This is a genomic window from Photorhabdus luminescens subsp. luminescens, from assembly GCF_001083805.1.
GTDB classification, from domain to species: domain Bacteria; phylum Pseudomonadota; class Gammaproteobacteria; order Enterobacterales; family Enterobacteriaceae; genus Photorhabdus; species Photorhabdus luminescens.
The window spans coordinates 136848-149018 of the sequence record NZ_JXSK01000003.1; the positions used below are offsets into that span (position 1 = coordinate 136848).

The 12171-nt window shown below is 44.2% G+C and carries 11 protein-coding genes; 8 read left to right on the top strand and 3 right to left on the bottom strand.

The window, feature by feature from the left end; translation table 11 throughout:
* Positions 1 to 16 precede the first annotated feature (16 nt).
* Genes TI10_RS08800 through crtB form a run of 4 tightly spaced genes read left to right on the top strand, consistent with a single transcriptional unit; the run spans position 17 to position 3885 of the window.
* Entirely contained in the window at positions 17 to 271 is a 255-nt protein-coding gene (locus tag TI10_RS08800) for a hypothetical protein (RefSeq protein ID WP_049582939.1), read from the top strand.
* The gene (crtY, locus tag TI10_RS08805) at positions 250 to 1425 is read left to right on the top strand and encodes a lycopene beta-cyclase CrtY (protein ID WP_049582940.1); all 1176 of its coding nucleotides are present in this window, start codon (positions 250 to 252) and stop codon (positions 1423 to 1425) included. The genes TI10_RS08800 and crtY overlap by 22 nt, the downstream gene beginning before the upstream one ends.
* Positions 1418 to 2899 carry a phytoene desaturase gene (locus tag TI10_RS08810; protein ID WP_049582941.1) on the top strand — a complete coding sequence of 494 codons (1482 nt, stop codon included), beginning with the start codon at positions 1418 to 1420 and terminating at the stop codon, positions 2897 to 2899. Before crtY ends, TI10_RS08810 begins: the two co-directional genes overlap by 8 nt.
* Positions 2896 to 3885: a 15-cis-phytoene synthase CrtB gene (gene crtB / locus TI10_RS08815; protein WP_049582942.1), complete on the top strand. Its 990-nt coding sequence runs from the start codon at positions 2896 to 2898 to the stop codon at positions 3883 to 3885. The genes TI10_RS08810 and crtB overlap by 4 nt, the downstream gene beginning before the upstream one ends.
* 121 nt (positions 3886 to 4006) lie before the next feature.
* Here the strand turns inward: crtB and ptuB are convergent, their stop codons facing one another.
* Genes ptuB through TI10_RS08830 form a run of 3 tightly spaced genes read right to left on the bottom strand, consistent with a single transcriptional unit; the run spans position 4007 to position 7244 of the window.
* Entirely contained in the window at positions 4007 to 4657 is a 651-nt protein-coding gene (gene ptuB / locus TI10_RS08820; protein WP_049582943.1) for a retron Ec78 anti-phage system effector HNH endonuclease PtuB, read from the bottom strand.
* Positions 4654 to 6312, bottom strand: a complete 1659-nt coding sequence (gene ptuA / locus TI10_RS08825) for a retron Ec78 anti-phage system effector ATPase PtuA (RefSeq protein WP_049582944.1) — start codon at positions 6310 to 6312, stop codon at positions 4654 to 4656. The genes ptuB and ptuA overlap by 4 nt, the downstream gene beginning before the upstream one ends.
* A complete protein-coding gene (locus TI10_RS08830) occupies positions 6312 to 7244 on the bottom strand; it encodes a retron St85 family RNA-directed DNA polymerase (RefSeq protein ID WP_049582945.1) in 933 nt (310 codons plus the stop codon). Before TI10_RS08830 ends, ptuA begins: the two co-directional genes overlap by 1 nt.
* A 917-nt stretch (positions 7245 to 8161) precedes the next feature.
* Between TI10_RS08830 and TI10_RS08835 the strand changes: the two genes are divergently transcribed.
* The 4 genes from TI10_RS08835 to TI10_RS08850 all read left to right on the top strand — a co-directional run bounded on the left by TI10_RS08835 (position 8162) and on the right by TI10_RS08850 (position 11933).
* Entirely contained in the window at positions 8162 to 8422 is a 261-nt protein-coding gene (locus TI10_RS08835) for a hypothetical protein (RefSeq protein WP_049582946.1), read from the top strand.
* Between the two features lie 208 nt (positions 8423 to 8630).
* A complete protein-coding gene (locus TI10_RS08840) occupies positions 8631 to 9662 on the top strand; it encodes an ABC-three component system protein (protein ID WP_049582947.1) in 1032 nt (343 codons plus the stop codon).
* A complete protein-coding gene (locus tag TI10_RS08845; RefSeq protein WP_049582948.1) occupies positions 9655 to 10131 on the top strand; it encodes an ABC-three component system middle component 2 in 477 nt (158 codons plus the stop codon). The genes TI10_RS08840 and TI10_RS08845 overlap by 8 nt, the downstream gene beginning before the upstream one ends.
* On the top strand, positions 10128 to 11933 hold the full coding sequence (locus TI10_RS08850) for a coiled-coil domain-containing protein (protein WP_049582949.1): 1806 nt from the start codon (positions 10128 to 10130) through the stop codon (positions 11931 to 11933). The genes TI10_RS08845 and TI10_RS08850 overlap by 4 nt, the downstream gene beginning before the upstream one ends.
* Positions 11934 to 12171 lie beyond the last annotated feature (238 nt).

Sequence of the window (12171 nt, forward strand, 5' to 3'; positions counted from 1 at the left end):
CCTTGGCACGAAAAAAATGAAAAAGATCGATCACACTCATCGTAAAAATGAGCATCTGGATATTATATCCCATTCTCCTCAAACTAAGGCCCAAGTAAGAACGGGGTTTGCTGAGTGGCGATTTTCGCATTGTGCTCATGCGATTAATCACCATCTTGCAGAGGCAGCCAAAATTCGTGGCGAACGTGGGTTTAATTATGCTCTGCGTACAGCCGTTCTGTTACCAACGATTGCCGGAGGATCAACAAAATGGTGTACGACTGGGATCTGATTTTGGTGGGAGGAGGATTAGCCAACGGACTGATCGCAATGCGTCTTCAGCAGTGTAAACCACATTTGAGAGTGTTGCTTATTGAAAACACAGAAACAATAGGAGGCAATCACACGTGGTCATTTCATCAACACGATCTCACTGAGGCGGAACATGGATGGATAGCACCGCTGATCACCTATCGCTGGTCAGGTTACGACGTAATCTTTCCAGCATGTCAACGCACATTGCCACATTCATATTTCAGTGTCACGTCCCAACACTTTGCAAACATACTCCATGCATATTTGGGCGAGCGTATACAGACTCGTTTATTGGTACAAGAGCTGACTCCACAGAAAGTTTACTTACAGGACGGCTCAGCTCTAAGCGCAGGCGCAGTCATTGATGGGAGAGGCTGGCGACCGGGGCCATTTATGGGGTGTGGTACCCAGGCATTTTTTGGTCAGGAATGGGAACTGGAAGAAGCGCACTCTTTAACCCACCCGATTTTAATGGATACCAGCGTGGGACAGAATACAGGTTATCGATTTGTCTATGTCCTACCGTTTTCCTCAACTCGTCTGCTGATAGAGGACACTCACTACGTTGATCGGGGACCACCGGATAAGACCTTGTCACAGGCAACTATCGCAGAGTACGCGAAGAGGCATGGCTGGAAACTGGGTAAACTAATTCGAGAAGAGAGCGGTTGTCTCCCGATTACACTTACAGGGGATTTTACCTCTTTCTGGGCACAACTAGCAGGCCAGCCCACCTGCGGGTTACGCGCAGCTTTGTTTCACCCCACAACAGGCTACTCTCTGCCACACGCCGTTCGGTTAGCAGATCGTATCGTTGCTCTGCCAGAGCTTACCGATACCTCCTTATTCATTACCCTCAGGGATTACGCACGACAGCAGTGGCAACACCAGCGCTTTTTCCGTCTTCTAAATCGCATGCTCTTCCTAGCTGGGGAACCACAACAACGTTGGAAAGTGATGCAACGTTTTTATCAACTTTCCCCAAATCTGATTGCGCGTTTTTATGCAGAACAACTTAATTCCGTCGATAAGGCCCGGATTCTCATAGGTAAACCGCCGGTGCCGATCAAGGGCGCCCTAAAGGCAATGTTTAAACAACACAAGAAGCTTCAGGGTTTTTATCATGATTAAAGCGCTGGTAATTGGTGCTGGTTTTGGTGGGCTGGCGCTGGCAATAAGGCTCCAGTCCGCGGGGATTCCGACATCTATTTTGGAACAACGGGATAAACCAGGTGGACGCGCCTATGTTTATCAGGAACAGGGGTTCACCTTTGATGCCGGCCCCACCGTAATCACCGCTCCCAATGCCATTGAAGAATTGTTCACACAGGCTGGCAAACGTATGGCTGATTACGTCGATTTACTTCCCGTACGCCCTTTTTATCGGCTCTGTTGGGAGTCGGGCAAGATATTTGATTACGACAATGACCAGCAACATCTGGAAGCACAAATCCATACGTTCAACCCAGGTGATGTTAACGGGTATCGACGCTTTCTGGACTATTCCCGGGAGGTCTTTGATAAAGGCTACCTGAAACTTGGGACAGTGCCCTTCCTCTCTTTTCGCGACATGCTGAGTGCGGCGCCACAGTTGGTACGTCTACACGCATGGCGTAGTGTTTATAGTCAGGTGGCACGCTATATCAAGGATGAGAGTCTGCGCCAGGCATTTTCATTTCACTCGCTACTGATAGGCGGCAACCCCTTTGCTGTATCTTCTATCTATACTTTGATCCACGCACTGGAACGAGAATGGGGAGTCTGGTTTCCGCGTGGAGGAACCAGCGCCTTGGTCGAGGCAATGGTGAAATTGTTTACTGATATTGGTGGAAAAATTGAGCTTAATGCAAAGGTAAAACGCCTCACCACTCATGGTAATCGGATCACAGGCGTGCAATTGACTGATGGACGAAATATGACATGTGACGTTGTGGCCTCAAATGCCGATGTCGTGCATACCTATAAGCATCTGTTGGGTCAGCATCCGGTCGGAATAACCCGCGCCCGAACACTGGCGCGTAAACGAATGAGCAACTCACTGTTCGTGCTTTATTTCGGTCTGAACCACCATCATGCTCAATTAGCCCATCATACAGTTTGCTTTGGCCCGCGCTATAAGGAACTCATTGAAGATATTTTTTATCATGACCGACTGGCGGAGGATTTTTCGCTCTATCTCCATGCCCCCTGTGTTACTGATCCATCCCTTGCGCCCCCGGGATGCGCAAGTTACTACGTTCTGGCCCCTGTACCACACTTGGGGACAGCTAATCTCAACTGGGATATAGAGGGGCCGCGCTTACGCGACCATATTTTCGCGTATCTGGAAAAGTACTATATGCCCGGTCTGCTCAAGCAATTAGTCGTTCATCGTATCTTTACCCCATTTGATTTTCGTGACCAGCTAAATGCCCATCTAGGTTCGGCCTTCTCCTTTGAACCGTTGCTGACACAAAGCGCCTGGTTCCGACCACACAATCGGGACAACCGCATTGATAATCTGTACCTCGTCGGCGCAGGCACACATCCTGGAGCGGGTATTCCCGGCGTAATTGGATCAGCAAAAACCACAGCCACATTGATGTTAGGGGATATAGCCAGATGAATCCCGCGTTGCTTAAACACGTTACTCAGATAATGGAGCAAGGCTCAAAAAGTTTTGCCAGTGTCACCCGACTTTTCGATACGGCAACACGGCACAGCACAATGATGTTGTACGCTTGGTGTCGTTATTGTGATGATATAATAGACGGGCAAGAGCTGGGGAGACAAATAAGCAATGTTGATAAGTATGACGCCCGTGAGAAACTTGAAATGCTGCAACATCTGACGAGGCAGGCTTATGACGGCTTGCCGATGACCGAACCTGCTTTTGCAGCTTTTCAGACAGTCGCTCTGAGTCATGAAATCCCTCAGCAACAGGCCTTCGAACATCTGGAGGGATTCGCGATGGATGTACGCGGCGATCCTTGCAGAACGTTAGATGACACTCTGAGATATTGTTACCATGTCGCGGGAGTAGTTGGGCTGATGATGGCAAAGGTGATGGGGGTTCGCGAGGCGAGTGTGCTGGATCGGGCCTGTGATCTAGGAATTGCTTTTCAGTTAACTAACATTGCTCGGGATATTATAGAGGACGCGAAGGTCAAGCGTTGCTACCTTCCGCTAGAATGGCTTTACCAAGAAGGGCTAATGCCGGACACACTTATTTATACCGAAAACCGTCCTGCGCTAGCTCGGGTGGCATCCCAATTGATTGTGGAAGCAGAGTCTTATTATACCTCTGCTTTGACAGGGCTTGCTGGTTTACCTTTGCGTTCAGCCTGGGTCATAGCTTCTGCTCATAGTATCTATCGGGAAATCGGCATTAAGGTGCAGCAAGCAGGGGTACAAGCCTGGGAGTGCAGACAAAGAACTAACCGTAGAGAGAAAGTTACCTTATTAATGGCCGGCGCAATGCAGGCGCTTATGTCTCGGATGGCAATAATAACGCCTCGCGATCCCAAATTGTGGCAGCGGCCTCATGAAAAATTAACTCCACTTTGTTGTGTGGCACCACCCTGTATTTCGTCATCTGAACAGAGATGTTAACTATGAATGTCAATAATGGGTTAAAAATGGACCTTCCACATTTTTAGTGTAAGTGTCCAGCCAGCGCCGTCTCTCATGTCTGAACTCTTGTCTATAACTTAGACGTCAACCTAATAACGGTTTATATAAATTGTTTGTTATACAGCCATGCATGCCTCAGGGCAGTACTAAACTCTTCAGTCTTAAGTTCCTCCAGTTGCTCGTGAAGCAACAGAGTCCATTCTTCTTCCTCAAGCTCCTCAAAGGTCAAGTAAAAATATTCAACTTCTTTTATCACATTTTGCAGAGCAGTCCTTCTTCTACCGAATAATTTTGCATCACCATTCAAATTAAAAACACGAATGGTTTCCTCTGCCTTCTTTAATGCTTGACCTTGAAGTCCGGATGCAGGTATTACCCTTCCTGTCGTAAGAAACAACAAAAAATCGTCAGGGTTCTCTACGTCAGGCTTGATAAGCTGGTTTACATCGTATGCCCCTGCACCATGATCTTTGTAAATCCCGCACCGTTCCCAGCCACCTGATTTTGAACTGTCCCCACAGGAACCAAACAAATTTTCCCAATCAAATGTCAGAGCAGAAAACTTCCCCCTAGGCCTGAAATGTTCAATATGTTTGCGATTCAATCGACATTCACAGTATGCGCAGAACGCACCCTGCATTTCTTCAAGATGTGGCCAAATCTCCGTTTGGTCTATTTCCATCCAAGTATTCTGACCCGCTTTAAACTGGTTAAGTACATGCGGCTTGGGCGGACGAGTTAATGCTTTCATCCTTGCTTATCCTTCTCCGATTTTAATTTATTGATTTTATTTTTCATTTGATGGACTCGAATGAGGCTGTCAGCTTTCTTAAGTTCAGGACTATCATTGCCAAAATGCTTTTTTATGTTGTCGTAAAGTGTACGAGTTTGCACGCTAATTTCCTCACCATCGGCAATCAAGGATTGCTCAAAGTTACCGACCCAATGGGATTCTTTGATCCTGGGAGGAGTGGAAAATACGCCCATCACTTGTTCGAGAATATGCACATTTTCGCTGCCTTTGGTTTGCATCTGTGGTAATTGTAGGAACTGCATGCCACTTTCATCAATATCAGCAAACTCACGGATGCATCGTCTTTCAATCGTGGATAGCACTATTGGGCTGTGCGTAGTAATGATAAACTGGATATTCGGGAAAACCTTTTGAAGGTCAGTGATCACATCCTGCTGCCATTTCGGATGGAGATGAAGCTCAATTTCATCAATTAATACAATGCCACTCCCTTCTAGAGGGTTTTTCAGGAGAGGATTAAGCATCACCATACGGCGCGCAAGGTCAGCAATCAATCCAAGAAAAACACGTTGTCCATCTGATAGCTGCTCAATAGTCACGTCCTGACCATCATTAGTGACCTTCACAACATCTATTCCTGACTCCGTCTCAACCCAAATATGACTGATGCTTGGTACGACCAAGGTAATGGCTTGTTCCACGATTTTTTTCTGAAGAGATTCAGCCAGTAGCCTCTTTGACAGGGCTAAATTATATTTCGCGGTTGCCGATTCCAGCTTACTTTTCATATCTTCAAGCAATGGCGCCACTGAAACCATACCATTATCAACGGACTTCTGTAGATCACAAACCTGTTGTCTAAGCGTCTCAATTGACGAAGAAACATCCCCGGCTGTTCGCTTATGAAGATAAACGTACCATTCAATAAAGTGGTCGAAGCGGCCTGCGCCTGTTAGCGAATGATTATAGGCATCAAACCGGTCTTCCCTTCTTTCATTACTATCCTTTTGAAACTTAGTGAATGGGTGCGACCGTTCAACCGTGTACAGCGCGAATGTGGGTAAATTTATTGTCCTGGCCTCATTCACAACACGCCAGACATCAGCCAAATCTTTTGCAGGTTTAATCCGGCTATCCCTTCGTTCTGAAACACCAAGAGCCGACCGGGATAACCGAAGCGCTAAGCTCTTCAGCCCTTTCCCAAAGAAAAAATTCGTGGTGATATCTGCATATTTGTTCACAGAATCATTCCTGATATCTGTAAATTCACTCAGACGCTGACCACTACCATCTTCTTTCAGTATGTTTGCACTAAACCAGCTTAGTGATTTAGCAATAGCCGAAAGAATGCTCGTTTTACCTTTTCCATTATTGCCAATAATAACCGTCAGATCTTTTTCAAGGTTCACTTTCAGATGTGAAAAACGACGAAAATCACTTAAATCCAGCTGGCGAAGGAACAAGGGGTTAGTAGGTCGAAATGTCTCTGAGCTATCTATGTAACCACCTTGCAAATAGTCCCAACAAAGTTCCAACCATTCGTCAGCTTGTTTTTCATCCAATTCACGCTCAACTTGCAAACTACGCTGATAAAGTTCGAATGCAGACAGTAAATTTCCACCTTTTGCTTTTCTTTCTAATTGTCTGGTCATTACGGTCTCCTCAAACGTTCCATTAACTCTATAGAATATTTATTGTTCACCCGACCAATGAAGTCGGGTTCAATATGGTTCGCAAACGCCAACAACCCTCTCAGGTAAGCTATATCCGCCTCATCCAGTAAGCCATATTTATACTGATTAATGAGATGTTTAATGAACCGTTTTCTCTCGCGCCCTAACGACAGATTTCCTTCATTGCTCAGTGTAACGCCTGTTACGTGACGATTATGAGCTTTAGAGGAAGATACTGTTTTACCGTGGTTTATCTTGAGTGCTTTGTTGAATATTTTTTTTAACAAAGCTTCAATCATAACCGGAACCGTTCTCAACACATCACGCATGTCGCAAGAAAAGGTCAGGTCATCAGCGTAACGGGTATAAGTAATACCTAAGTTTTGACAATCTTCGCTGAGTTTTCGATCGAATTCATAGAGACAGAAGTTGGAAATGTCAGGTGAGGATGGCGCACCGACACTCAACATCAATCTTTTCTTGCTTTTTTTTACAGGTTGCCAAAAGAGAATGCGTTCAACATAGGGTCTATCCTGAACTGAAAACTTTGGTGTCTCGATCGATGACGTATCAATGCATCGCCAAAAAATATCAGGAGTGATCGAATTGAAGAAATCTTCTAGATCAGTTTTAAGTAAGTACGGGTTGTTAACGTGAGCCAAGGCGTTGTCACGTATACTTTTACCTTTCCTGTATGCCATAGACGTTTCGTGCACAGGGAAGGAATAGAGTTGTAGGAATGCTCTTTGAAGTGCTTTAAGCTCCTTTGCGGGCTGGGCGATTATCCTGAATCCAGTGGTACGTTTTGGAATTCTGTAGACTTTGTACTTTCTGGGGGCATTTTCCAGAAACGACCTAACATCAGCTTCACTCCGATGCAGTACCGTCGCTAACCCATTGATAATCGACATAGCTATACCTATAAACCGCCCGGCACATGTAACCTGCCGGGCATGACTCTTTACTAGAGGAAGCGAAAGTGTCGCAACCCGAGGGAGGAACGAGAGAGGGTTGCGACACTTTCGCAACCCTTAATGCGTTCAATAAGTTAGAGTCTGGCTAATCACCCGACTAGACGTAAACGTCCAACGCTAAAGAGTGTGTCAAGCTTATCTTACTCAGTGGTACTAAACAACTTTGTCTTAATTTTTCGGTTCATAATGAAAGGAACAAACCCCGTTATTTTTAATGAGGTTTGTCAACGGTCTGGTCTGAAAACCCTGCCGGAGCAGGATTTTCTGGTTCTTAGTTAACAATTCTAAAAAATGAACTCTAGAATGGCAGTTCACATAAAGTATGCAAAAAGCCATTCAATCTATTAAAAGTATTGGTTTTTATTGTAACAAAAGCCAAACTTGTTAAGTTAATCCCAAATATTGTCAACGATTTGGGCAAGAACTATGGAGGTGTTAGCCGCTAAGCGTAAAGATAGCATCTTGACACTTTCAGCGACAGCACCTAATCAACAAAACGCCGACCGGATCTTGGAATACCCAGTTGGTCATGCTTATCTCCTGTGATTATGGAGGAGTACCTTGAGAGATAGCCTCCCGAGGGTAAGGTATTGCTGTTTGGGGCCAGCTACCGTTATAGCCAGCGAGCGCTGACAATGAGTAAAGAGTATGACAGGCGCCGAAAAGGGTAAAACTCTGTAATTGCCCTTTTGAGGTGCAAAAGAAAAAGTTGACCACTACAGTTCTCCTGAGCGAGGGATAGGATGAGAAGTATGATGATTCACTTGTGAGTGGGTTAAACTATCCAAACATAAGGATCTAGGAAAAACTTTCACATGTGAAAGTTTTTCGGCTCAACCCAAAAGGTGCAAAAGATGGGCAGAAAACTAGAAGATATTATTGCAGATCAACCTCAAAATCTCGTTGATTCTGCTAAGGAAATAGCTTCAAAACAGCTAATCCATATCCATTTAATCCAGTTACTAGAACATATCGGGACTGATGCAGGTTGCCACATTGATAACTGCACAATCGATAGCTTACAGCGATTAAAGCAGCTTGTTGAATCAGGTGGAGGAAAACTTCGCCTTCATGTTGACCTACCAGACGGCTCACATCACGGTTTTAAGCTGTGACCTGAATACTCAAGAGTACCACTTTAAAACAAGAAACTTGGGAAGCTACTTCTTTTCTCGGATTTCAATTCTAGTTGTACTTAGGAGCAGTAATGCGTGCTATAGCCCAACCAAGTAATCTCAGGCTTCCAAATCTTTCGTAACTATTCACATTGAGCATTTTTTGTTTTAGTCTCAATTCGTTATTAGCGCTTATAGATGGAAACTAATGAGCACACCTGTTTATCACCCTGGACCAGAGCAGCCGACACCGGAACAACGACTACTTTTATTCAATGATGAGAAGTGGGAGATGTTTATAGAACAGTGCGCTAGACAGTTGCAAGTAGAGGGAAAATATACTCATGTGCATCGACTTGGTGGTGCGGGTGATAAAGGCAGAGACGTGTGCGGCTATTTACATCCATTGCCTGAGGAGTCTACTTGGGACCTATATCAGGGGAAATACTATGCAGGAACGCTATCTCCAAGCGCTTTTGCACCTGATCTTGCAAAATTCTTATGGTACGTCTTCTCGGAGGAGTACACGCGCCCTTTAAATTACTATATATGTGCACTCAAAGTAGGCCCCTCACTGCTTGATTACACGCTAAATCCTGAAAGGTTTAAAGCTTGGATGCTTAAGGAATGGAAAGATAAGTCCGGAAATTTCGTAACATTTAAAAAAGAGCTCACACCAGAATTAAATAAATTTATCCAAAACTTCCCTTTTGAGGTTATCAAGGTCAAGCCTTCAGCTGATCTGTTAGAAATACACTCTCGATCATGCAAGCACTGGGAGATGTTTGGCGTGTTACCCGCGCGACAGCCCGATCCAATTATGCCAGAAAATCCTGACACCAATGAGCATCAATTCGTCAAAGCACTTCTTGATGTTTATCAGGAGTTAGATCAAATTGAACTCTCCCATCTGACTGACATTCCTAAAAAATATCAAAAACATTTTAAAGCACAGCGAATGCTTTTTTACAGCGCGGAAGGTCTTAACCGTTTTAGCAGAGACAAGCTTCCAGGAGCATTTGATGATTTGAAGAATCAAGTCGAGGTAGGGATAGGTAGCTCCTTAAATTATCCCCATGCAAATGGCCTCACAAGACTAAAAGAAGTTTTAGATACTGCAAACGTATTACAGGTAACCGCTAACCCTTTAAGTGGACGATTACAAGCAGGCGACCTCGGAGGAACCTGCCATCATCTTGCGAATCAGGGTAGAGTAAAATGGGTGGATGAAGATGAGTGATGTATTTAATACTCCATTTGAGCTTGGACTCAGAATGGTTCATTTGTTGATGGCTCTTTATCCTAGAAAAGTTGATTTACAACGCCTAGTTTATTTCGATTATGCCGCTATCTACTCGGCAGATCTAAACGGTCCAGAAAGCCTACATACGCCAGTCCCCCTGCGAGGTGGAGAATATGCCAGCAGGAGAGAGATAATTGAAGCAGGGTTATATTTGATGGCGCAACGCTCATTCATTGATGTCCAGGCTGATAATGGTGGTATTAGTTTCCAGCTTGGTGAGAATGGTCCAGCCTTAGTTGGTCTGATTGGTGGAGAATACTCGCGAGAATTATACAAGCGCTGTGAATGGGTAGCTTCTGCGCTAGGTGATATGGATGAAAAAAATCTCGAAAAAGTATTTGGAATGCGCGGTACCTTATGGGGAGCAGAGTTCCTTCCGGCAACAAACACAGGAACTGCTCTATGACAATTAGTATTCATGAACTGGTGGTGACTGGGCCGGGTAAAGTTCCAGCAAAACTTACACTAAATGGAAAATCCCATTTAGTTTTTGGTCCCACTGATACCGGGAAATCGTACATTGTCGAGTGTTTTAGATACTGCTTTGGTGGAGGTCAAAAGCCTAAAGGTGTTGGCTTCTCGGATGGATATACTCGGGCAGCCGTTCAAATTTCACTCTCCAATGGCGACTGTTTCACATTATTTCGAGACCTACTTAATGGTGAAGAAGCTGTGTATGAGGGCTTTCATGAGAATCCTCCTCAAAGTGAGATTGCACTTGAAAAAAATATAAGTGAGCTGCTTCAGACATGGTGTGGGGCTGCGGGAGTAAAGATACTGACTAAGTCAGGAAAGCTTGGCAATTTGACGGCCGGGGATCTTCGTCGCGTTAGCATATTTGATGAGATTGAAACATTGGACAATGTTTCATTTGAAGGTAAAGATACCAATCTAAAAACTCGAAATAAGTCTGCCCTAGCTATGATCCTAAGCGGTTCAGATGATTCCGAAATGGTTCTTCCTGCATCAACAAACGATCGGAATATTGCAAAAGGACATACAGAGGCAATTAATGAACAGATCAACAGCTTACTTGCAGACATACCTGATGGCCTATCACTGAAAGATGCTCAGGAAAGTTTACTTAAAGTGACAGCTGAGATTGAGATCATCAACCGTCATATAAGAAGTCATGCCTCCGAACTTGCAGAGCTTAGAAATACCCGCTTGATAATTGATAAAGAAAGGCGACAACTATCTCAAGAGTTAGCGGCATTAAAAGAGGCAGAAAATAGATTCCAGTTGCTTGATAAAAAATATGTAAGCGATCAACAACGACTGCAAGCTATATCTACAGCCGCTTCAATCGCTGATAGTTTTGAAATTCGACCATGTCCTCTTTGCTATACAGATATCCAACACCAGTTACGTCACAAAGATCAAGATACTCAAACACCTATGCTTCGCTTGGCTGCACATGCTGAGAATGAAAAAATCTCAGGATTACGTGAAGGATTGAAGGAGGCTTTAAATGATGTTCTCATTAGCCTTGATGAAATATCTAACGCACTGAAAAAAAATGCGAGAGAAGCTCTAGAGAATGAGCAAAAGCAAGAAGCACTTCTATCGCCACAAAGTATCAATATAAAGTACGGCTTAGAGACTCTTTCCGATCGTAAAGTAACACTGTCCATGGCGGTTGCTGATTTATTAAGGGTGGAAAACCTTAAGATTCGATTGGCTGAGATGAAAGAAAAAAGTAAGCGAAAAAAGCAAACTGTTAACAGGGATATGTCAGAAAGTTCGACTGTGTTATGCAAAAGAGTAAAAGCACTATTAGATACTTGGGGAGTCCCTAGCGTGGATTCTGTTTATTTTGATGATAGCATTTCTGACATTGATATTAATCAGCGTAAGCGTACATCTTATGGAAAAGGAAAGAGAGGTATTTTTCTAACAGCTTATATGGTTGCATTAATGGAGAGAGCTACTGTGAACGGACATCCGCATCTGGGTTTTACCATTATTGACTCTCCAGTGGTGACGTATAAAGATCCCAAGCATGGAACTAACAGTGACGGTGAAGAACTTCTTGATGAAAGTGTTAAAGACCGCTTTTATACTTGGTTAGCGAACCGCACCGAACCGGGACAAATTCTCATTTTAGAGAATGAAGAGCCGAATTTAGAGACCTTAAATACATTGAATTTTACTGAATTTGTTGGTCCCAAAGGTGTCCCTGGCCGGTTAGGTTTTTTCCCCGTATAACAAATGAACCCTGCTAAAAAATTTAATAACCCCCAACAATTAGAGAACATGTCCAAAGTTTGAGAAGACATCATTGCAGAGCAACCTCAAGATATCGTCGACTCTGCCTAGTCTATTGCGTCAAAGCAGTTTGTTAGAACAGGTGGAGGCAAACTCCACCTTTCTGATGACCTACCATGCGGCTCACATGTACTAGCTCGCATCAGGGTTTTAAGCTGTGACTCTATAACTTTCACAT

Bases quoted from the DNA above. Each gene is read 5' to 3' on its own strand.
- TI10_RS08800 (WP_049582939.1), top strand. From the start codon at position 17: ATGAAAAAGATCGATCACACTCATCGTAAAAATGAGCATCTGGATATT.
- crtY (WP_049582940.1), top strand. From the start codon at position 250: ATGGTGTACGACTGGGATCTGATTTTGGTGGGAGGAGGATTAGCCAAC.
- TI10_RS08810 (WP_049582941.1), top strand. From the start codon at position 1,418: ATGATTAAAGCGCTGGTAATTGGTGCTGGTTTTGGTGGGCTGGCGCTG.
- crtB (WP_049582942.1), top strand. From the start codon at position 2,896: ATGAATCCCGCGTTGCTTAAACACGTTACTCAGATAATGGAGCAAGGC.
- ptuB (WP_049582943.1), bottom strand. From the start codon at position 4,657: ATGAAAGCATTAACTCGTCCGCCCAAGCCGCATGTACTTAACCAGTTT.
- ptuA (WP_049582944.1), bottom strand. From the start codon at position 6,312: ATGACCAGACAATTAGAAAGAAAAGCAAAAGGTGGAAATTTACTGTCT.
- TI10_RS08830 (WP_049582945.1), bottom strand. From the start codon at position 7,244: ATGTCGATTATCAATGGGTTAGCGACGGTACTGCATCGGAGTGAAGCT.
- TI10_RS08835 (WP_049582946.1), top strand. From the start codon at position 8,162: ATGGGCAGAAAACTAGAAGATATTATTGCAGATCAACCTCAAAATCTC.
- TI10_RS08840 (WP_049582947.1), top strand. From the start codon at position 8,631: ATGAGCACACCTGTTTATCACCCTGGACCAGAGCAGCCGACACCGGAA.
- TI10_RS08845 (WP_049582948.1), top strand. From the start codon at position 9,655: ATGAGTGATGTATTTAATACTCCATTTGAGCTTGGACTCAGAATGGTT.
- TI10_RS08850 (WP_049582949.1), top strand. From the start codon at position 10,128: ATGACAATTAGTATTCATGAACTGGTGGTGACTGGGCCGGGTAAAGTT.